Below are 19,181 nucleotides of genomic sequence, written 5' to 3' on the forward strand. Positions count from 1 at the left end.
CATTTCAATACTGTTAGATGGAAGTACCAAAATTCTTATTAGGCGATAACACCGATCATCCCGATGATATCTTTATCATACACACTGAATTTCCTAGATTTATCATCAACCTTAAAAATGATGAGATCGAATGGTTTGAAGAATTTGATCGAGAAGATGAAAAGGAATTGGCTGCAGAGACCGAGAATATGGTGAGTGCCGCAACCGAGTTCTATGATCGTGAAATGGCCAGGTACGAAGACGGATAATGTTTGAAGAACTCATAAAATATGATAAAGAGCTATTTCTGTTCCTCAATGGATTGGGAAGCGAATCCTGGGATGGCTTTTGGATGTTTATCACCAACAAATGGGGCTCGATCCCTTTGTACCTGCTTTTGTTGATCTTATCCTTTCGTTATTTTGGTTGGAAGATGACCTTGCTGATCATGTTGAGTGTGGCGTTGATGATCACTGCAACAGACCAATTGGCCAATCTATTCAAAGGCAGTTTTGAGCGGCTGCGTCCCTGCCATGATGATGAAATTCTTCACCAAATGCGTTTGGTAAAGTCGTACTGCGGAGGAAAATTCGGATATTTCTCTGCGCATGCAGCCAACGCTTTCGCCGCTGCCACCTTTTTTGCATTGTTGTTGAAGGAAAAGATGCAATGGTTTCCACTTTTTTTACTCTTTTGGGCCTTGACCGTGGCCTACAGCCGAATCTATATCGGGGTCCATTTTCCATTGGACATCGTAACCGGTATGAGCTTCGGAATGCTTTTGGGTTGGGGATTCTTCAAGTTGAAAAGCGTTATTGAAAGAAAAGCAGATTGGTTTTCATCCTAAATTGACCGTTCCCCGCCCGAACGTGTCGTTCGGTACCTGCCCGACAATGTCATTCAGGCGGGCGGGAGGGGAGTGATCCCGAGTCCTCGGGATCATATCGAGAACTGGTCGCCGGCAAAAAAGTCCATTTCTAAAGAGTACTTCTCGATACTAATTATGTTCTTTTCAATCACAAAGTTCACTCGAAATGACATTACGATTTTAGCGCTAACAGATACTGCGCCGCAGCAAAAGGCGTGGTCTTGTCCTTTTCGATGAGTTGTAGTTGTGCTTCCAATTCCTTCTTTATTTTTTTGTCTTGGTAGAAATCGGCTTTCAAACGTTCATCGATGGTCTGTAATAACCAAAATTTGTTCTGTTCCTTTCTTTTCTTCTGAAAATGACCATTATCGGAAGTGATTTCCATATAATTCGAGATCATTTCCCAAATTTCCGGAATGCCTTCATTGTTGATCGCCGAGCAGGTGGTGACTTCGGGCTGCCAACCCGATTCCTTGGTCGGGTAGAGGTGAAGTGCCCTTTTGAATTCGGTACGCGCGATCTTGGCAGCCTTTAGATTATCTCCATCTGCCTTGTTGATCACGATGGCATCGGCCATTTCGATGATACCCCTCTTGATTCCTTGCAACTGGTCTCCAGCGCCGGCCAACTTCAACAATAGGAAGAAATCTACCATACTATGTACGGCGGTCTCGGATTGTCCCACGCCCACCGTCTCTATTAAGATCGTATCAAATCCGGCCGCCTCACAGAGAATGATGCTTTCTCGAGTTTTACGAGCGACCCCACCTAAGGATTCTCCCGAAGGCGATGGCCGTATAAAGGCATTCTCATCTTTCACCAAGGCTTCCATCCGGGTCTTATCGCCTAAGATGCTTCCCTTCGTCAACGAACTGCTGGGATCCACAGCCAAGACCGCTACCTTTTTTCCTTTGGTGGTCAAAAAGGATCCGAACGTCTCGATAAAAGTACTTTTTCCAACACCTGGAACTCCGGTGATGCCGATTCGTACCGACTTATTGGCATGCGGTAAACATTGGTTGATGATGGTATTTGCCTTTTCGGTATGTTTGGAATTGGTGCTCTCTACCAAGGTGATGGCGCGACTCAGCGCTGTTTTGTCATTCGCAAGGATTCCCTTTACCAATGCTGAAACAGTAGGTTGCTTTTTTCGTTTCTGCTGGATTTTAGCGATGGCATCAGCGCTGGTGATCTCTGGGGACGGGATGCCATCCTTTTCGGAGAGTGCTGAGGTATGTGTAGTTTTTTTATTCAAAAGTTATAGGTGTCTTCACACAAATTTAAAGATTCCTTTTGAGCGGCATTCAATTTTCTTGTTTATCTTCATAGTGAAAATTAAAGAAGAAAGCTATGACAACTGTATTTGAAAGTTCTGCAACGAATAAAGGAGGAAGAAACGGACATGTGACCAGCGAATCGGGATTGATCGATCTGGACTGTAAGATGCCCAAAAGCAATAAAGACAAAAGCGATACCCACACCAACCCAGAGGAATTGTTTGCTGCGGCCTATTCGACCTGCTTTGGTGGTGCACTGGAGCATGTTGCCAAAGAGCAAGACTTGGGCGATCTAGGCGATTTTAGCGTCACCGCCACCATTGGTTTTGTGATCGATGAGGATGGGGTGATCATCGAGGCTACTTTGGATTGCTATCTGCCAACCTTAGATAAGGAGGCTGGTGAAAATCTGATCAATGATGCTCATGAGATCTGTCCTTACAGCCGCGCGACCAGAGACAATATCGATGTGACCCTGAATTTGTTGGTGGATGCCTAAAAAGTAGCCCTGTCAGGTTTTTATAATCTGACAGGGCTGTAAAGATTTGTTAACAGTTTTTAGTGTGTCACTATTTTTTCATTCGGCGTTTAAGATTGGATCTTAGATGAAGGTCTTCAAATGGGTCGCAGGTGTTGCCTCATGGCTAGCACTTTGTTTCTAAACTAACTTGCGAGCGCTTGTTTTCTTACTTGGTGTTTTATTGTAAACGGGCTTTATGCATTTTAGACTCTTAGAGTTCCACTCCGTAATAGATAAATACAAGGGCTGCAGTATCAAAAAATCCGTGAGCAAAAATATTGAACCACAAATCATTCTTACGAAGATGAAAGATGATCGCGTAGAGCACACCGAGAATGCCTGTTATTATTTGTCCACTTACACCTTGATAGGCGTGACTGAACCCAAAAATGAGACCGAATAGTAGAATGTTAATAACAAGACTTATTTTGCTAGAGCCAAAAAACTTGGTAAACTGCCTCATCAAATATCCTCTGAAGACAATTTCTTCTCCAAAAGCGGCCGATACCCAAACAAAAACTAATAGACCTAAAATTGCAGGCAGGTTCCCTTTGTAAGGTTCAAATACAGAAAAGTCCATGGGTTGTCCCGTAAGATTCGTAATGATCGGAATCATTATATAGAAATAAAACAAAAAGAGCGCTGTGCCAAAAATTGGTGCTAAGATCAGTAGGCTTTTTGCTTTCAATCTTTTACGTTGAAAGCCTAAAGATCTGAAACAATCTTTTTTATACTCTATAGCGCTTGCCACTAACACCACTAAAGGACCTAAGATTACTTGATAATAATCTGTTAAGTAGAGGATACAGCAAGAAATAATAGCAATTGCTGGTATTAATTTCGTAGTTAAAAGGGTTTTGTTCATTTTTTTATCGTTTTTAGTTTAAAGCGAAGTAAAAACGATAACGCTAGATATGCAGGGGTTTACGGCTGATTTTTACTGAATGGTAGCAAAATAATGGCTGAATAATCATTGTTTTTATAGCTTGTTCTTAAGCCAGTGCATAAATTCTTGTTTCTTATACCGACTAATATTTATTTGAAAAGGTTTTTCGCTAGAGATCATTGGTTTAAGTACTACGGATAGTTTTCCATTTTCTATAGACCGCACTTGTTCAATGGAACGAGGATGAAGTATAGTTTGTCTATTGGCTCTGTAAAAATTTAGCTCGCTGATCTTACTTTCAACTTCATTTAAAGTAAAATCTGTACTAATTGTAGTACCATCAGTTTTTACGATATATACTATTTTGTTTTCACTATATATAAAGGCAATCTCAGCATACTTTACTAGAGTTATTTTACCGCCTTGTTGCACCTTAAGTGTGCCTTCTTTTGAACTAAGTTTGTGAAGTTTATAAATATCAATTGAAAATAAAAGAGCAATGGTGAGCGCACAAATTAGTAAGGTCACTGAAAGCCCCTTTAGCAGATGATAAATACTGTATACTTCAGGTCCATTGATCAAACCGTTTAAACCAAAATATAAGAAAAGGTAAAGTACCGTGATATAACCTAACGTCGACAACAGAAAACGCAATAGTGTTTCTACATTGATAGCTTTGGTAAAGTATCTCTTTTTAAAATATTTGAAATTAAAACGAGCTATAAGAATTACTACAAATCCTGAAATGATCGAAACTACAATTGGCAATAAAGGAAATTTGTAATCTTTATTGAACGGGAAGTTTTTTGGCTCAAAAAGATGATTGGATAAAATAGAAAGAATTATGATTATGAAGCCGTTTCTAAACCAAAAATTTGAAAAGCTGATATATTCTTTAAAAGAGCTAATTGTTGATCTCATTGAAAATTTCAATCTGTCGTTTTGTTTTTTCAAGCTTATGTTTAGCGTTCGGGCTATAAGTAGTTGCGACTTGCCTTCGACAAGCGTGCCGAGCTGGCGTCTCGACTTTCATAAGCAGGCTTGTGCCAGCAATTCATCTTATACTTTGCAACACATTGTATTTGAGGTTCTATTTTTTTATGAACTTCGTAAATCCACTACGATCACTTCCAATTAACTCTAAATAGTAAATTCCTGTATTCAAATGGTCTATAGGAATCTTCATAGAACTCATGAATCGATTGGATTCTATTTTTTGTCCTATTTGAGAATAAATGGAGTACTTGATAAAGCTATTCTTAGAGGAAATAAACAAAGTATGATCGGAAGGATTCGGGTATATGATCGAAGTATCTGTTGTTAGATCCAGTTCATGTACTCCCAATATGCCTCCGGTATTTATTCTCGCAAGTCTATTTGTGGGTGTCGTATCGTACATGTTGAATTGAAAAATTCCTCCGATAAGAATTTTACCATCCTCTTGAATAGCGCACGTTTCTAGTTTTGAATTTGGGCCTAAGCCCATTCCGGCGTTGAAGTCGGTGTTCAATGATCCGTTTGCGTCGTATAGAACAATGCTTTTTGCAGGATTACCGTTAATAGAGGTTCGAGAACCGACCACCACAATATTACCATTACTGGCAACGGCTATTTGACTTGGCGAGCTAATTCCTACGGCATAATTGTTATAGGCATCTAATACACTAAAAGCGTTGTCGAGCGTGCCATCTGCATTTAGCCGCATCAAATTCTTTACACTATCTCCATTATAGCTACTATTTTCACCCCCTACTAATATTTTATCATTATCGAGTACGGTTATCGCAGTAATTTCGTTGCTCGGCCCAGAGAATGTCGTATTACCATTTTGAAAGGTCGTATCTAAACTTCCATCTTGATCTATACGAGCGATGTATCGAGAATTAACTCCGTTGTACCTGAAAAAAAAGCCACCAACCAGAATTTTACCATCCGATTGGACGTCTATCGTTTTAATATAAGGAGTTACGCCAGCAATGTTTGCTTCAAATCCAGCGCCTCCCAAATTGAACGTGGTGTCATGGCTGCCGTCAGCATTTAAACGTACCAAGGTTCTTGTACCACTTTCTGCGAAATCATTCAAAATCCCCGCCAACAAAACTTTTCCATCTGGTAATACATGAAAATCATACGCAGGGCTACTCTGATTAGAGTTATGAACTACAGTAAATGAAGTGTCTCTTGAGCCATCGCTGTTTAGTTTTACAATAAAATCACAATCTTGATCATTGTATCTAGAAATGGAACCTGCAATAAAAATTTTCCCATTAGGAAGTACTTTTACTTTATATACAATTCCCGAAGGCCCAGATCCTATATTGAAGCTGTTGTCCAAACTTCCATCTGGATGAAGACGTGCCAATCTATTTATGCTAGTGCCATTATAGGAAGTGAAACTCCCGGCAATGATAATTTTGCCATCGGGTTGGATGGCGATCGATTCCACATTCGAACTAGCTCCACTTCCGATATCGAAAGCAGTGTCTAAAGTGCCGACCTGAGAAAATGATAAATGGGTTATGATCATCAGGGCAACTATCGATATATATAACTTCATGATTTTCATTTGTTTGTTTTTAAATGATATTCAAGGATCTCATATTGCGCTTCGGTTCGTCTTCCTATAAAATGCTAAGTGAATAGGCGGAGTATCTGCGAGACGCGAGCGAATCGAACTGGCACCAGCAATTTTTAGAAACCTGTCCTGAGCGCAGTCGAAGGATAGGCGAGGACCTGTTTGCCGACAGGCAGGCAAGCAACCTGCCAGAACGACGCTATCGGGCTGGTCACTTGTAGCCATTGTTCGCCATAGATCTTTTTATCATTTCATAAGTGAAGGTTACGACCCTGTCTTCATTGTTTAGTTCTTGTTCAATTGAATTTTGCACAAAGTGATCGGGTTTGATGCCGTGTCCATCATTTTTAAATCTTACATTCATTTTCCAAAGTGCGTAGGGTATAAAAGCATATACCTTGGAATTGGGCAGACCTATGACCAACCAATCTCCACTTGTGTTCTGCACTTTGTTCCCTCCAGTTTCATCGCCTATAAAAGTGGCTTTTCTGTATTGTTTGACAAATGAGGAAAACTCAGCTGCTGCCGATAACGTACTTCCATTAGTTAAAATATATAATTCGCCTTGAAAATAATTCTTTTTGGGCTTCTTTCTTTTCATACCATCGGAACCAGTTATTGCCCGATAATATCCATCATCACCTTTCTTGAACGCCCAACTTGATATGTTCTTCTGATATTGACTTATTTCGGGAATTATCGAAGGGTCCCAGTCTTTGTGTGATCTATAAACATCATCATAAAATATAAACTCTTCTCCGTAGATATAGGAAATAAGCTCTTCAACGGATGCTGTATGGCCGCCTCCATTATTCCTGATATCAATGATCAGGTGGTTGATATTTTGTTTCTTGATCTCTTTGAATAACCTTTTAAGCTTTGATGAGTATTTGGCTTTTTTTAGGGGATATAAATTGAATGTTTCTACCTTTAATGTAGCTATAGAATTCTCAATTGAAAATTCTAAGCCTCCGTGGTCGAAGAGTTCATCTGTTTTATGACTGAATTTCCCAAAGGGGATGTTCTTCAGCGTGATTTCTTTTCGTGTCGTACCCTCTAAAATTACGAGCTGCGTTTGGGGTCGGCTTCCATAATGCAGGGCATATGTTCTGCCAAAATTATAGATCAATTCTTCGGTCGGTTGCGTCCGATTATTACCATCCCTTTCTTTATATCTCAACAGCTGATCAAAAACTTCACCAATGGCTACTTCATCAATGGACACTATTTCTTTTCCGATGATTTCTTGGTTTGTAGCCTCTTTTATATAGAACTTCTCGTTATCCTTATAAATTTTGAAAGAAGGCATTAGGCCATCTGTGCCTATCTGTTCTGGATTTATGTGAAACCAGGTGTGGCCATTTTTTATAAAGGTATTAAGCTCACTGAGCTTTTTATAAAATTCCAAGGATGAGGCATCGCTCAGATTCACCTTGGTTTCCGAATACCATTGCTCAAATGCCGCCTTTGTAGTATATGTATATAGCCCTGTATGATATGCTTCGAGGTTAGCTTTTAGAACATCCAGGTCTTTTATCAATAATTCTTTATCAATTTTCTTTTGCCCTAGAATAGTGTTTAATGGTAGAAAAAGAAGTAGTGAAAGAAGTAATTTATTCATTCGCGCGCAATGTTTTTATATTTATGGCTGACGGTCTCGGGGTTGAAACTTAGCGCGTAAAAAGGTACTAACTTTTTGGATCAACACAGAGACGAATTTTAAATTTTGTTTTTAGGTCTTTTCGTTTTAAAAGCCCACCGCAGGACGATGACGACCAAAATAGAAAATAAGGTGCGAAGTCGTAAATTAAAAATGGGTGGTCTTAGTAAATATAAATAAGCACTTGACTTTACAAGTAGCGTTGAAACTAAAGACCCGCATCCCAATAGCTATCGGGATGCAGGAGTAGGCGAGCACAAGCAGTTGTTTTTTAGCTTAGTTCTTTGTTCTGCAATGTGTTTTCTATTTCGTTATATACATTTGGGTTATGTTTCTCCATATAAAATTCGGGATTAGGTATTTCCGTAAACCCAAACTTTTTATAAAGCCATTCAGCTGTATTAGTTAATAAAATCCAGCGTCTTAATCCTTTAAGATTTGGGTGGCCCATTATTTCATTCATAAGCCATTTACTCAATCCCTTTCCTCTATATTCCTTTAAAACATAGACATCTCCTAAATATGCAATAGTTGAATAGTCTGAAATTATTCTAGCAAAACCGATTTGCTTGTTTTGGTAATAAAGTCCAAAATTCAAAGAGTTTTCAATTGATGTTTTCAAAGTATTGATTGGAATTCCGTAAGCCCAATCAGTTTCGTTTGAAAGGAATTTGTGAATACTCAAAATATCTAATTTATCCTTGTCAGTTGAAATGGTATAATCACCTCTATGTGTTTCTATAATTTTCAATTCAGTTTTTTTAATTAATGCCAGCGTTTAGCATAAAAGGTCATTTTAATGCCATTTATAAATTGTTAGCTACTGGTTTCTTTATTAAATATAGTCAGAGAATTCCAATAGTGTCCCATCTGTCCTCTTTTCTCCATTTCTTTTCTATCAATCTTATCTGGCAATGCAGTTTTCGATTCACATTTTAGTCTATTTTGGAAATTATTAAAGCCCTTGAATCGCTCAAATACGTAGTCCCAAGTGGAAAAATAATCGAGCATCCAATTTAATTCATAATCAGTGATACCTTGTTTCAGTCTTCTGTCAAGAGTCTTAATTATTCTCTCTTCAGCATCAGAATCAAGTTCGCCAATTCCTGTTAACCAAGTCGGTTCACTTGATGCATACCAAATGATAAATAATCCTCTCTTAAGCGCTTCGAGGTTGTTTTTAGATAATCGAGAATATTCCTGATGAATTGATCGGTACTCTCTTGTAATTCCAAAATAGACGACTTGGTCAGCCTTTTCTTCAATGGTTCCATTAAGTTGTTCAACTTTGCAGTGGAGTTCCAACTCCTTTTTTGCGAGTTCATCTATATTCATCTCTACTTGTAGCTAATGTTTGATAAACGTGTCGTAGCAAGGCAAAATGTTACCCTGCTTTTGGGTTTTCCTGCCTCGCCGGCAGGCAGGTCTGCGCATCGATTGCTAACTTTTCCTTTTTTCAAGCATTGTGTCTTACAAAATATACAATAACCATTAGATCTATTACTAAGTAGCTATGATCATATATATAGTATTGTGCGGCGTTTTTATATTTTCCGTTTAAGTTTATTGAAGCAATGTTTACTTTCAAATATGTTGGATAAATCATTGATCAATTTCTTTGCCCTACTTTTCTTTAAAACAGGAACAAAACAACTTATAAATCCAAAATCTCTAGTTTTAAAAAACAGTTCTAAATACAATTCAGTCTCTTTTGGTTTGAAAACTTCTTCCGAACTTAAATCGACATATTCGTCATTAATTTCCACAAATAACTTGTCTAATAGACTGTATTCAGCTAAAATTCTGATAACACCTGCATTCTTTTGGTTGTCAGATTGGATTTCAATGCATGGATTTAGTTCAGGATTTTCTACTCTTGCCTCCATGGTTGTTCCGACATAAAAATCAGAATTCGGCAAAAGAATTATCGTATTTAAAGATCTAGAAGAATTTTCTAATTCTGTTCGAATTTCTAAATAATTCAATGTTTTTTGAGAAAAAGACTGATTGATCGTCAGAGTTATTATGAAGCAAATTAATATTCTCATTCAGTTTTATATGTTGCAGAACGGTTTTGGCTATGGTTTGTGGCGGCCTTTGGGCGGCTGAATCGGCATGAGACAATTTGCGGAGCAAATGTGGGAAGCGTTGCAAAGCAACGCGTGCGATTCAGCCATGCGTTCGGAGGCGCCTCGACATATTTTTCAGATGGAAAGGTAGTTAATTTTGTGTAGGAATCTGAATTCGCTTAACCAACTACGCCATGAATTATATACGTTGTACCTGTTGCACAAGTTAGGAAAAACTACCATATCGAAGGTCGTCAACTTCATTTTAAGCCATGCAAAAATGAGCTGTCATATAGTCTGATGGCATAGAGAACGCCCTTGAACGGGCGCATTTTCAATCAATATCTCCAAAATTAGAGGCTTGTGCAACGGTTACCGGTGTTGTATGGCGTTTTTATTCATCTTTTATTTTAAGCCATTGTTCATAGGTAACGACTTGCTTTTCGTCATTCCCTTTTGTCTTTCCAGGTAAAATACCGATGAATTCAAGATAATGTCCGTCTGGGTCGCTGAAATATATGGATACAGCTGGCATCCAACAGAAAACCATTGGCTTTTCATTATTGTCTTGCAGAAAATTCCAATAGTTTAAGTTGTGAGATTTTAAAAAGTCAACCGATTCATTTATTATCCATTCAGGGTCACATTCGAAAGCGAAATGTCGTAAATCAATTTCTTCTTTCGGTTTTTCCCATAATCCGAGCATTGCTTGTTTATCTTTTCCTATCCAGAAGAAGGCGGTCCTCCGTTGCGCTTCAAAGCGACACTGTTTTAGCCCAAGAACTTTAGAATAAAATTCGATTGAGTTTTCCAAATTCTCAACGTACAAATGTGTTTCATAAAGTCCTTTTATCATGATCTATTTCGTTTTTTCAAATGCCATACGGTCTTGTATATGAAAAGTAGCGGATTTTTAAGCACTAATTTTTCGGTTTATCACTGACCTTAATTTTATTATTTGTCTTTTGTTTAAGCACCAAAACCGCTATTTTTTATATACGTCTTAAGTTTACAATCTCTTAATTTTAGAGTTATTAACTAGAAAGAACAAAAGAGAGGATTAAGATTAGTATACACGGTGAAGCTATAGACTTTGTTAGGGTACGTTTTTTATTCTCTATATTTTATTTTTCTCGTCTTAACCATCTTTGTTTTTTTCTTTTTCAACTTTCCGCTTTCAGTTTGAATATGGCTATATCTTTTTTTTGAAATCCAATTTCCTTTTTTGTCATACTTATATTCAATTGTGTAACAAACATTATCATTGTCGTTCCAATTTCTTTTGTAAAATATTAAATCTCCTTGTTCATTATATTTATTCGAAGTCTTTTGTTTTTTCTCTCCAGAATGACTTATAGCTCTATTATTAGAATTAACCAGCTCGTTTTTATTATTATATTGATTAATGACGACGACGTTATTTTCTAAATCGTAATTTGCAGTTTCATAACCAATTAAACTACCATTTCCATTAAAGTTTTCAAGTCTAATTAAGTGTTTTTCTTTGTCCAAGAAGTATTGAGCGATATTCGAAATTTGTTTTTGAGAATTATAATCTATCTGAACAAAATTGCCAATTGAATCATATTTATAGTCAGTGTGTTTTGTTTGATATCCAATTATGTTTATCCATCTTTTGTTGTCAAGTCTCACTCGTCTTTGCAAACTGTCATACTTATACATATTTAGCCAAATCAATTTATTTTTATCATCGAACCTTTTTAGGCTTGTCAATTGCATTGACTTATTGAAATCCTTATGCTCAATTTCCGTTTTAATTCCGTCTGAATTATAAAAACTCGTTTTTTCAATAATTTGAGCAAAATTTGCATTCTTTTCGTATTTGGTAGCATTGCTGTTATAACTTGCTATTGACTGTGAAAAGGTTAGTTGCGATAGAAGGAAAGTAGCTATTAAAATTGTTGATCTCATTGATGTTTACTTGGTTTCTGTAAATGTACCCTAACGGTCTCGTATAACCGTCAGTTACGGGTTAATATGCGTTAATTTTCGGTTTGGTACTGACCTTAGCAATTCCGAGTGGATTCGGACGTAGTCGAATCCGCCGTAATTGCGGTTATACATTGTTACCTACCGTTTTTATTCTTTCAAATTCTATTATTGGGAAATGCGGTTTCCACATTTTTCCAAGTTTCTCTTTACTTTCTGCAAATCCAATCCCAGTTATTTTAGCACTTTCCAATTTGTTTTTTAATCTCTCCGAAACATAAATTCCCCACGAATAATGAGGGATTTTAAACAAGTCAAAATCATAATCGAAGTTTTTTCCAAAAACCACTTTTTTAGTCTCAAAAGAATATTTTTTTTGAGAGTCAGATTTATTTTCCGCAATCAATTCCAATTCTTGTTGATGAGATAAGATTTTAATGACATTTCCAGTTTCGTCACTCGCAAATATTTCGCTTTTCTCAAAGTCAATCCAATTATAACATTCGTCTACGTATTTGTCAGGAAAAGTCAAGTCAAAATAATCGTAGGATTTATTCTTTTTTAAAATTCCGAACAGTTTTTCTTTTCGAAGCATTTTTGCTTTTCTCAAATCATACTGTATCGTTTTACTGTCCTTCAAAATGTTCAATACTTTTTCATTCAGTATGAACTCATTAATAGAATGTAAAATGTCATTCAGCTTGTTGAATTCATCGTCGTCATACATTTTACAAATCGTAATATTTTGTCCATTTACTTTTTTATAATCAATGTCCTCAATTGCTCCAGAATCGTCGATGTGAAATGTAAAGTACTTCATTTTGTTAAATGGTAGGTAACGTTTAATATATGTGTCGTAGCAGGGCAAATTGTTACCTTGCTTTTCGATCTTTCTGCGCATTGGTTGCTAACTTTTCCATTCTGCAATCATTGCGCCTTACCAAATATACAAGAACCATTCGATTCATCACTTAACTGCTATGATCACATATATAGTGTTGTACAACGTTTATTTACTTAACAAGGATTTCATTTTTTCATTAAAGATTGAAGTAATTTCATCCCACCGGATATCAATTTCGGTCATACTACAATCTCCTCCCAAATAGACGATTGCAACTTTTTTATTCAAAATTGTATCCATTCCAACTCCATATATAGGTGCAATTCCGCCTGATGTTTTTACTAAAGCGTATTTTTTTGATTTATAGAACTCAGATGATATGTGTTCAATGCGTCTTTTCAGTTCAGATGTTTCATTTTCATTCAATTTTAATTCTTTGCTGTTAGCATATGAATCCATACAGGAATATATGGTATTTAATTCAGATTTAAGTTTCTTTTTTAAATTCTGTATTAAATCATTTTCCTCTAAATTCGAAATAGGATTTTTGATTATGTGGAACACCTGATTATCTCCAGCATCGATTTTATTTAATTCAGTCAAGAGTATATTTTCTTGCGCATTTATGACAAGAGAATAGAATAAAATTAAAAATGTTACTAGAGTCTTTTTCATATGTTGTACAACGTTTAGTATATGAAGCGTAGTATCCCGAAGGGTGCTATGATTTCATATACAGTGTTACCAGCTTTTTATTCTTTAAATTCAATAACGTCTTGTTTCATTTCTTTCCTCCAAAAATCTATTTTGTTCTTATAGATTCTCGTTATCGGATATCCATCAATTTCCTTTTTTGATTTCCAGGTTAAATGAACAACGACAATTCGTTCGTCTTCAAGTTCCAAGACAATATCGTCATTATTCGTTTTTCGTGCAATCAATTCAAAATTCTCATTCCGTAGTAGGTGATTGTCTGGCAATTCAAGTTTGAGTTCATTAGTTAAAGTTTGAATACTCTTTTCTTCCATTTCAATTGCATCCCAATATGGTTCAAGAAATTCTAATTCGAATATTGAATTATTTAGAGAATCTTCTAAATTTCCTTTTTCAAGCAAATCAGCTATTGATTTCTCGATACAATCTCTGGATAATTCTTTCACAAACAAATCAGGAGGTGTTAGATAAAGTCCATTCAAATTTTCTCCGTTTTCCTCATCCAGTTTAATTGCCGATTCAAGAAATTTAAATGTCCAAACATTGATTCCATATCTTCTTCCGTCCAATGTGCTAACTCCAATATTTGCAAAATCATTTTCAATATTATTCCAGGGACTTGATTCTTCAAATTCTAGCCATAATCTGAACGAATCATCTCCATTTTTAATAATCTTTTCACTCAAAGTAGTTATCTTTTTATTTATGCTTTTGGAATCCATTGTTTAGACTTAATTCCTTTTTTTAATTCTAGTTTTGAAAAGAGGTTCTTTTCTTAATCCGCTATTATGTCCCCAATTATTTAATCTTATTGAGATTTCCTCTGTTAAAATATTGTCCTTTTCTTGAATTTGATATGCATTTCCATAAAATGACTTCATTTCGCATCTATCAAGTAAGTGATCATTTAGAACAGAAATCATTTTTCTAGCGTCTTTAGCCTTAATTTTTTCAGGAGTTGATATTCTGCCTTTTGTGTCAATTTTTTTATTTATTCTTTCCAGACCGACATAAGTTGCTGTTTGTTTTAATCTGTCAATATCTCCATTTCGTAAAGATTCAACAAATGAATCTTTATATTGTTCAGACCATCCCCAACCTACAAACGCGCTATGTTTTTTTGTGTGAAAATATAGTAGTTTTAACCATTTTTGCTCAAATTCTACATCTGGAAAACCTGTATTTGTTATCGAACTATCATAGTAATGCTCAATCCAATATGACTTACTTATCTCTTCTAATGCCAAAATGGATAATTGAAGTGCAGATGGGTAAGATTTACTGCGATAAAGTAATATAGAGTCAAAATGTAAGCGTAGACCATTTTTTAATGATTCCGCCGCGAGCTTTTTAAATTTATATTTTGTTATCGGTTTAGTCAATTTGATTTATTGCTGGTAACGGTCTCGGCTATGAGTAGTTGCGTGGGTTTGCACTTAACTTTACAAGTACACACCAAACTGAAAATCCGCGAGGATTTTCAGAAGTAGGCGAGAACGAGCAATTACTTATAGCCATTGTTGTAGCCAGTTTTTATTTTTATTTCATTTGAGAATTTTTCAATTCCCACGTTAAATTCAATTTTTTCAGTTCGATAAATTGGGCTATCAATTCCATAAACCAATCCATTCTCAAACTTTGATAATTCGATTACTCTGAAATCTCTTTTAGAAATCAGAATTTTCATTTCATTAATATCAATAATGGCTAATTTTTGAAATCTATTTCTAGTCCAATATGGAACCGCTACTTTATCTGAATTTTCACTCCAAACAATTGGACCACCAAACATTCCATCTAGTTTAACTTTTGATTTTGCTATTTTTAAGAAACATTCTCCTGATAATGGTGCTCCCATAGCAACTTCTCCAACATAACCAAATTCCAATGATAATTGCCCGTTTGGTGAAATGTATTCATTTGCAAAATCCCAAGGTGTTCCTAAAGTTTTATTCATTTTCAATTCTAAATTCCGCCCAGTTTAGCACATTAAATTCGTTTCTCCGAAAGTTAGATATGTCCGATTTATTAAACATCAATTCCACATTATTTTCGGTTCGCTCATAAGTCACAATCCAAGGTGAGCATATTCGGTCAGTCAACTCGATTGATTCTGTAACAGAGTCTTTTCCGCTCGTTAATTGTCCAATAAATTCAATTCGATATGAGTTTTCAAGCTTTTCATATTTTGAAATTTCATATCCGCTTTGGCAATTCAGAGTTTTACCAATCAATTCCGCAAACTTTTTTCCTTTTTCAAGAGAATTTTGGTTTTCAGTCATTAATGTCAGTCGGAATTTTTTCATTTTCTCTAATTGGCTACAACGTTCAGTATATGCAAAGTTGGCGATTGCGGGCTCCAAACTTATTAAACCGTTGGGAAGTTGGAGCGGGCTACAAGCGTTGAATTTACTACTATTTCGCCTATTTTGTATATACATTGTTGTATGCCGTGTTTTATCAATCCTTAAATTTCCCAATCAATTCGGTTGCTAATTTCTTATAATTCTCATTTGTCGAATTCTCTGAAATTTCCGAATATTTCTCAATCAGTTCTTTATCAGGTGAATCCCAAATTGCAATATAATTTGCAAAGTCAGTTCGTTGCTCAACATTTCTCTGCTCGTACATTTCAAGAAATCCAATCGGATTGTTTCGAACGGCTTGTACGGTAAAATCTTGCATCGCCTGTCCTAATTCCGCATTTGTCCTAATATTCTTATCAAGTTGTATCAATCCAGATATAAAACAAGTATCAGTTTTGCTCTCCTTTACCATAATCCGGAATGACTCCCAAACTAAATCATAATTCTCATTATTCGTCAGTAATCTTGAAAACAATGATTCTCCTGAAAAGTAATCATAATCAGAATACAGTGTCACCAAGCTATCAGACTGCGGTTGACTAATCGTTTTTGAATTTACAATCCTTGTCATTAATGGCTTTAAATTATTTTCAATGCTTCTGTATCTCTCAACCGACTCTTTTGATGTCAATTTCTCAAGTCGCTTTATCTGCTTGTCAATTTTTTCTTGGTCAGTCGTAGAGTTCCATTTAAAATAGAATCTATATAGTGAAGCACTATCATTTGGAAAACACTCAACTGCTTTTGCAAAAGCTTCCGATATCTCAATATTTTCGATAGTTTCTTCAGTATCAAGTTGCGCAACAATCTTTGTCAAGGAATCAGAACGTTTCTCTTTTTGAATTGGTGTCTCAGTCTGCTTATTATTATTCTCAGTCGAACTATTACACGAATAAATTGTAACGAGAGTCAATATTAAAATTCCAAACTTTATCATTTTGCAGTATCGTTTTTACATGGCATACAACGGTCTCGGCTATGATCTTGGCGCGGATAGGGCATGAGCCGCGCGAGGGCCTTATCCGCCGTAAAAGGCGAGTGCCGAGTTTGTTTTTTTGATTTGAGTTCTAATTTAGTGAATTGTAGGAAAATACTATTTGGTGTTCGAACGTAGCGCTAGATTATAGCCGTTGTTGTAGTGCGTTTTTATTCCGAACTAATTTCCAGAATATTCTTATTAGTTTTTAATTTTTTAAGTTCCTCACGTTTTGCATTCATTTCATTTTCAATTTCATCTACATCTAATTTTCCTTTTTGGTATTGTATTTCCAAATCCATCAAGAATATTAATTCGGTTAATGCTTGGTCATATGTTTCAGCCGTTCGGTAATCCGCTAGTTTTTTCAGGTTTAGTAATCCTGCATAAATTTGGCTATGGGAATACCTAGATATATTTTTAGATACTATTTCGTTTGTTACGACGGTTTCTAACAAATGGGGAAAAGGAATTGGATTATCTTTTTTCATTTGAGAGATTATTTCAATGCTGCTCGTAGTGTCTTTTTCGCGTTTTTCTACTGTTCTTTTCAACCCTTGACTGTATGCCTTTGTGTTAATTAATATTAATTTTGAGGTATTCAGAAGTTTAATTGTGTCTTCTTTTTCCTTCTTTCGTATTCCTGAATTCGTTAATGATATTGCGATAAACACGCCTGCCAAAGTTGCAATCAGCGTTAAGATAAAAGACCTTAATTCCGTTTTTGGTATTCTTAATTTTTTCAAATTCAAGTTCATATTTTTTTAAACGGTTTTGTATATGATTTGTGGCGGTCTTTGAGCGGCTGAATCGGCGCGAGTCAATTTGCGGAGCAAATGTGGGAAGCGTTGCGTTGCAACGCGTGCGATTCAGCCGTGCGTTCGGAGCCGCCTCGGTGTATTTTTCCGATGACAATTTAGTGAATTGTAAGAACTTTCATTCGATTAAGCACTGGCTCCGCCATGAATTATATACGTTGTTGGCAACTGGTTTTTATTCCAAAGTTTCCTTATAGAATATATATTCTAAATTTTCTGGTACTCCAAGTTCAACTCTCGCTTTTAAGTATTTAGTTTTACTATCAAACTTATTGATTCTGTATTTTTCATTTTTCAGTAATTCAATAATATAATAGTTAGTAATCTCCTTGTTTACTTTATAATCATCTAAATAATCAGTCAAATGAGGTTTGTCACTTTCACATGGATGCTGAATTGCAATTATGAAATCCTTATTATGTCCAACTCCAAAAACATCATGTCTGATTATTATATTTTCAGTATTAAATTCACTACTATTATTTGAACGGGATATTTGCCAAAATTTCTCGTCCCAAGCTATTAAATAAAAGTCTCTAGTAATTTTTCCACTGTATTCATTTGCTCCAAAATAGCAACTAGAGAAAGTTATTAGTACTAAGATAAGAATAGCCTTTTTCATATTTTTCAAACTTGTTGCCAACTACGGATATTGCTTAAATGCACTACAACGGTCTCGGCTATGAGTAGTTGCGTGGGTTAGCACTTAACTTTGCAAGTACACACCAAACTGAAAATCCGCGAGGATTTTCAGAAGTAGGCGAGAACAAGCAATTACTTATAGCCATTGTTGCCATTAGTTTTTTATCCGTTTTTATACCAATCTTTCCATTCCTCATTTTCAGGATAGGTCAGTTCGTAAATTATTCTTTCAGTATCAGTTATTTTGTCTAAATACGCAAATAAGTTGTCAATGTGTTCTTCTCCATATCCCATTCTCCAACCAATACTATATCTGTCTATTTCAGGATGAGCCAACCAAGGTGGTAAAACAGAATTTTTAAGTGGTTTAAACTCTCCAATTTTGTTTAGAATATCTCTCGTTTCCATTAGAGCATAGCCAAGTAAATTCAATCCGTTCCAAAAATATGGGATTTCAGCATTTTCATCATTTTGAGCAAGTCCGATTCCCCAAATTTTATCTACAGGACTTGCCTCAACTAAAATTCGGTCATTTGTGCTTTTCAAAAAATCAGATAACTCCGTGTTTTGACTAAACTTATGGAAATTACCTCTAACTACTATTTCAAATCGATTTTCTTCCCAAATCCTTTGGTTAAAGTTTTTTACTTTTCGTCCAAGTTCCTTTACTTTTCCTGCTTTTTCTGACTCTATTATTTCCTGATAAATTTCTTTATCTCCAAATAAAAGAGCTTTCTCAGCCATCATATAATGTTCGGCTGTTAAGAATTTAATTCCATTTACCTCAAATTCAGATTCGTACCATTGGCTGAAACAAGATTTTGTAATTCGGTCAGACTTTTGATGTCCCCAAAATAGAAGATATTTCAGATTTTCTCCTGATTCAATTCGTTCAATTATCTTTTCGTTTGTGTAGTTCATTCAAATTAATGGCAACGGACTTGTGTATGAAACGTAGCGTGCAAAAAGACACTAATTTTTCGGACCTGCCTGCGGTCAGGCAGGTTAACACAGAGCCGAATTTTTATATTTTGTTT

The 19,181-nt window shown here is 35.8% G+C and carries 23 protein-coding genes; 3 read left to right on the top strand and 20 right to left on the bottom strand.

The window, feature by feature from the left end; translation table 11 throughout:
• Positions 1–17 precede the first annotated feature (17 nt).
• Both ACFQ1M_RS09930 and ACFQ1M_RS09935 read left to right on the top strand, forming a co-directional pair.
• Complete coding sequence (locus ACFQ1M_RS09930) at positions 18–248, top strand: hypothetical protein (protein ID WP_386407679.1); 231 nt, start codon at positions 18–20, stop codon at positions 246–248.
• Entirely contained in the window at positions 248–826 is a 579-nt protein-coding gene (locus ACFQ1M_RS09935) for a phosphatase PAP2 family protein (RefSeq protein ID WP_386407682.1), read from the top strand. The genes ACFQ1M_RS09930 and ACFQ1M_RS09935 overlap by 1 nt, the downstream gene beginning before the upstream one ends.
• 193 nt (positions 827–1,019) lie before the next feature.
• Here the strand turns inward: ACFQ1M_RS09935 and meaB are convergent, their stop codons facing one another.
• Entirely contained in the window at positions 1,020–2,102 is a 1,083-nt protein-coding gene (meaB, locus tag ACFQ1M_RS09940) for a methylmalonyl Co-A mutase-associated GTPase MeaB (RefSeq protein ID WP_386407685.1), read from the bottom strand.
• Between the two features lie 95 nt (positions 2,103–2,197).
• On the opposite strand from meaB, the gene ACFQ1M_RS09945 reads away from it, so the two are divergent.
• Positions 2,198–2,623, top strand: a complete 426-nt coding sequence (locus ACFQ1M_RS09945) for an Ohr family peroxiredoxin (RefSeq protein ID WP_386407689.1) — start codon at positions 2,198–2,200, stop codon at positions 2,621–2,623.
• A gap of 232 nt (positions 2,624–2,855) precedes the next feature.
• Here ACFQ1M_RS09945 and ACFQ1M_RS09950 read toward each other — a convergent pair whose 3' ends face one another.
• From ACFQ1M_RS09950 to ACFQ1M_RS10040, 19 genes are all read right to left on the bottom strand, one after another.
• Positions 2,856–3,509 carry a CPBP family intramembrane glutamic endopeptidase gene (locus ACFQ1M_RS09950; protein ID WP_386407692.1) on the bottom strand — a complete coding sequence of 218 codons (654 nt, stop codon included), beginning with the start codon at positions 3,507–3,509 and terminating at the stop codon, positions 2,856–2,858.
• A gap of 114 nt (positions 3,510–3,623) precedes the next feature.
• Positions 3,624–4,484, bottom strand: coding sequence for a LytR/AlgR family response regulator transcription factor (locus ACFQ1M_RS09955; protein ID WP_386407695.1), 861 nt, complete (start codon positions 4,482–4,484; stop codon positions 3,624–3,626).
• Between the two features lie 136 nt (positions 4,485–4,620).
• Positions 4,621–6,087: a T9SS type A sorting domain-containing protein gene (locus tag ACFQ1M_RS09960; protein WP_386407698.1), complete on the bottom strand. Its 1,467-nt coding sequence runs from the start codon at positions 6,085–6,087 to the stop codon at positions 4,621–4,623.
• 229 nt (positions 6,088–6,316) lie between these two features.
• Entirely contained in the window at positions 6,317–7,726 is a 1,410-nt protein-coding gene (locus tag ACFQ1M_RS09965) for a S41 family peptidase (protein ID WP_386407701.1), read from the bottom strand.
• 310 nt (positions 7,727–8,036) lie between these two features.
• A complete protein-coding gene (locus ACFQ1M_RS09970; protein WP_386407704.1) occupies positions 8,037–8,516 on the bottom strand; it encodes a GNAT family N-acetyltransferase in 480 nt (159 codons plus the stop codon).
• A 65-nt stretch (positions 8,517–8,581) separates the two neighbouring features.
• On the bottom strand, positions 8,582–9,100 hold the full coding sequence (locus tag ACFQ1M_RS09975; protein WP_386407707.1) for a hypothetical protein: 519 nt from the start codon (positions 9,098–9,100) through the stop codon (positions 8,582–8,584).
• Between the two features lie 209 nt (positions 9,101–9,309).
• Complete coding sequence (locus ACFQ1M_RS09980; protein ID WP_386407710.1) at positions 9,310–9,813, bottom strand: hypothetical protein; 504 nt, start codon at positions 9,811–9,813, stop codon at positions 9,310–9,312.
• Between the two features lie 415 nt (positions 9,814–10,228).
• Positions 10,229–10,690: a VOC family protein gene (locus ACFQ1M_RS09985; RefSeq protein WP_386407713.1), complete on the bottom strand. Its 462-nt coding sequence runs from the start codon at positions 10,688–10,690 to the stop codon at positions 10,229–10,231.
• A 254-nt stretch (positions 10,691–10,944) separates the two neighbouring features.
• Positions 10,945–11,766, bottom strand: coding sequence for a hypothetical protein (locus tag ACFQ1M_RS09990; protein ID WP_386407716.1), 822 nt, complete (start codon positions 11,764–11,766; stop codon positions 10,945–10,947).
• Positions 11,767–11,911: 145 nt separating this feature from the next.
• Positions 11,912–12,604, bottom strand: coding sequence for a hypothetical protein (locus ACFQ1M_RS09995; protein WP_386407719.1), 693 nt, complete (start codon positions 12,602–12,604; stop codon positions 11,912–11,914).
• A gap of 189 nt (positions 12,605–12,793) precedes the next feature.
• A complete protein-coding gene (locus ACFQ1M_RS10000; protein ID WP_386407722.1) occupies positions 12,794–13,303 on the bottom strand; it encodes a hypothetical protein in 510 nt (169 codons plus the stop codon).
• Between the two features lie 77 nt (positions 13,304–13,380).
• Positions 13,381–14,064, bottom strand: coding sequence for a hypothetical protein (locus ACFQ1M_RS10005; RefSeq protein ID WP_386407725.1), 684 nt, complete (start codon positions 14,062–14,064; stop codon positions 13,381–13,383).
• Between the two features lie 9 nt (positions 14,065–14,073).
• Positions 14,074–14,724 (bottom strand): AbiV family abortive infection protein, encoded by a 651-nt coding sequence (locus ACFQ1M_RS10010; protein ID WP_386407728.1) that lies wholly within the window; start codon positions 14,722–14,724, stop codon positions 14,074–14,076.
• A 122-nt stretch (positions 14,725–14,846) separates the two neighbouring features.
• Positions 14,847–15,299 (bottom strand): hypothetical protein, encoded by a 453-nt coding sequence (locus ACFQ1M_RS10015; protein WP_386407731.1) that lies wholly within the window; start codon positions 15,297–15,299, stop codon positions 14,847–14,849.
• Positions 15,292–15,648: a hypothetical protein gene (locus ACFQ1M_RS10020; protein ID WP_386407734.1), complete on the bottom strand. Its 357-nt coding sequence runs from the start codon at positions 15,646–15,648 to the stop codon at positions 15,292–15,294. The genes ACFQ1M_RS10015 and ACFQ1M_RS10020 overlap by 8 nt, the downstream gene beginning before the upstream one ends.
• A 154-nt stretch (positions 15,649–15,802) precedes the next feature.
• Positions 15,803–16,645, bottom strand: a complete 843-nt coding sequence (locus ACFQ1M_RS10025) for a hypothetical protein (RefSeq protein ID WP_386407737.1) — start codon at positions 16,643–16,645, stop codon at positions 15,803–15,805.
• Positions 16,646–16,854: 209 nt separating this feature from the next.
• Positions 16,855–17,430, bottom strand: a complete 576-nt coding sequence (locus ACFQ1M_RS10030) for a hypothetical protein (RefSeq protein ID WP_386407740.1) — start codon at positions 17,428–17,430, stop codon at positions 16,855–16,857.
• Positions 17,431–17,677: 247 nt separating this feature from the next.
• The gene (locus ACFQ1M_RS10035) at positions 17,678–18,124 is read right to left on the bottom strand and encodes a hypothetical protein (RefSeq protein WP_386407743.1); all 447 of its coding nucleotides are present in this window, start codon (positions 18,122–18,124) and stop codon (positions 17,678–17,680) included.
• 182 nt (positions 18,125–18,306) lie between these two features.
• Positions 18,307–19,065, bottom strand: a complete 759-nt coding sequence (locus ACFQ1M_RS10040; RefSeq protein ID WP_386407746.1) for an NADAR family protein — start codon at positions 19,063–19,065, stop codon at positions 18,307–18,309.
• Positions 19,066–19,181: the final 116 nt, after the last annotated feature.

Origin of the sequence: Sungkyunkwania multivorans (assembly GCF_042675645.1) — a bacterium.
Classification (GTDB): domain Bacteria; phylum Bacteroidota; class Bacteroidia; order Flavobacteriales; family Flavobacteriaceae; genus Sungkyunkwania; species Sungkyunkwania multivorans.

Bases quoted from the DNA above. Each gene is read 5' to 3' on its own strand.
- ACFQ1M_RS10005 (WP_386407725.1), bottom strand. From the start codon at position 14,064: ATGGATTCCAAAAGCATAAATAAAAAGATAACTACTTTGAGTGAAAAG.
- ACFQ1M_RS09950 (WP_386407692.1), bottom strand. From the start codon at position 3,509: ATGAACAAAACCCTTTTAACTACGAAATTAATACCAGCAATTGCTATT.
- ACFQ1M_RS10015 (WP_386407731.1), bottom strand. From the start codon at position 15,299: ATGAATAAAACTTTAGGAACACCTTGGGATTTTGCAAATGAATACATT.
- ACFQ1M_RS10020 (WP_386407734.1), bottom strand. From the start codon at position 15,648: ATGAAAAAATTCCGACTGACATTAATGACTGAAAACCAAAATTCTCTT.
- ACFQ1M_RS09935 (WP_386407682.1), top strand. From the start codon at position 248: ATGTTTGAAGAACTCATAAAATATGATAAAGAGCTATTTCTGTTCCTC.
- ACFQ1M_RS09995 (WP_386407719.1), bottom strand. From the start codon at position 12,604: ATGAAGTACTTTACATTTCACATCGACGATTCTGGAGCAATTGAGGAC.
- ACFQ1M_RS10040 (WP_386407746.1), bottom strand. From the start codon at position 19,065: ATGAACTACACAAACGAAAAGATAATTGAACGAATTGAATCAGGAGAA.
- ACFQ1M_RS10000 (WP_386407722.1), bottom strand. From the start codon at position 13,303: ATGAAAAAGACTCTAGTAACATTTTTAATTTTATTCTATTCTCTTGTC.
- ACFQ1M_RS09960 (WP_386407698.1), bottom strand. From the start codon at position 6,087: ATGAAGTTATATATATCGATAGTTGCCCTGATGATCATAACCCATTTA.
- ACFQ1M_RS10025 (WP_386407737.1), bottom strand. From the start codon at position 16,645: ATGATAAAGTTTGGAATTTTAATATTGACTCTCGTTACAATTTATTCG.
- ACFQ1M_RS09965 (WP_386407701.1), bottom strand. From the start codon at position 7,726: ATGAATAAATTACTTCTTTCACTACTTCTTTTTCTACCATTAAACACT.
- ACFQ1M_RS09975 (WP_386407707.1), bottom strand. From the start codon at position 9,100: ATGAATATAGATGAACTCGCAAAAAAGGAGTTGGAACTCCACTGCAAA.
- ACFQ1M_RS09985 (WP_386407713.1), bottom strand. From the start codon at position 10,690: ATGATAAAAGGACTTTATGAAACACATTTGTACGTTGAGAATTTGGAA.
- ACFQ1M_RS09930 (WP_386407679.1), top strand. From the start codon at position 18: ATGGAAGTACCAAAATTCTTATTAGGCGATAACACCGATCATCCCGAT.
- ACFQ1M_RS09990 (WP_386407716.1), bottom strand. From the start codon at position 11,766: ATGAGATCAACAATTTTAATAGCTACTTTCCTTCTATCGCAACTAACC.
- ACFQ1M_RS10035 (WP_386407743.1), bottom strand. From the start codon at position 18,124: ATGAAAAAGGCTATTCTTATCTTAGTACTAATAACTTTCTCTAGTTGC.
- ACFQ1M_RS09945 (WP_386407689.1), top strand. From the start codon at position 2,198: ATGACAACTGTATTTGAAAGTTCTGCAACGAATAAAGGAGGAAGAAAC.
- ACFQ1M_RS09980 (WP_386407710.1), bottom strand. From the start codon at position 9,813: ATGAGAATATTAATTTGCTTCATAATAACTCTGACGATCAATCAGTCT.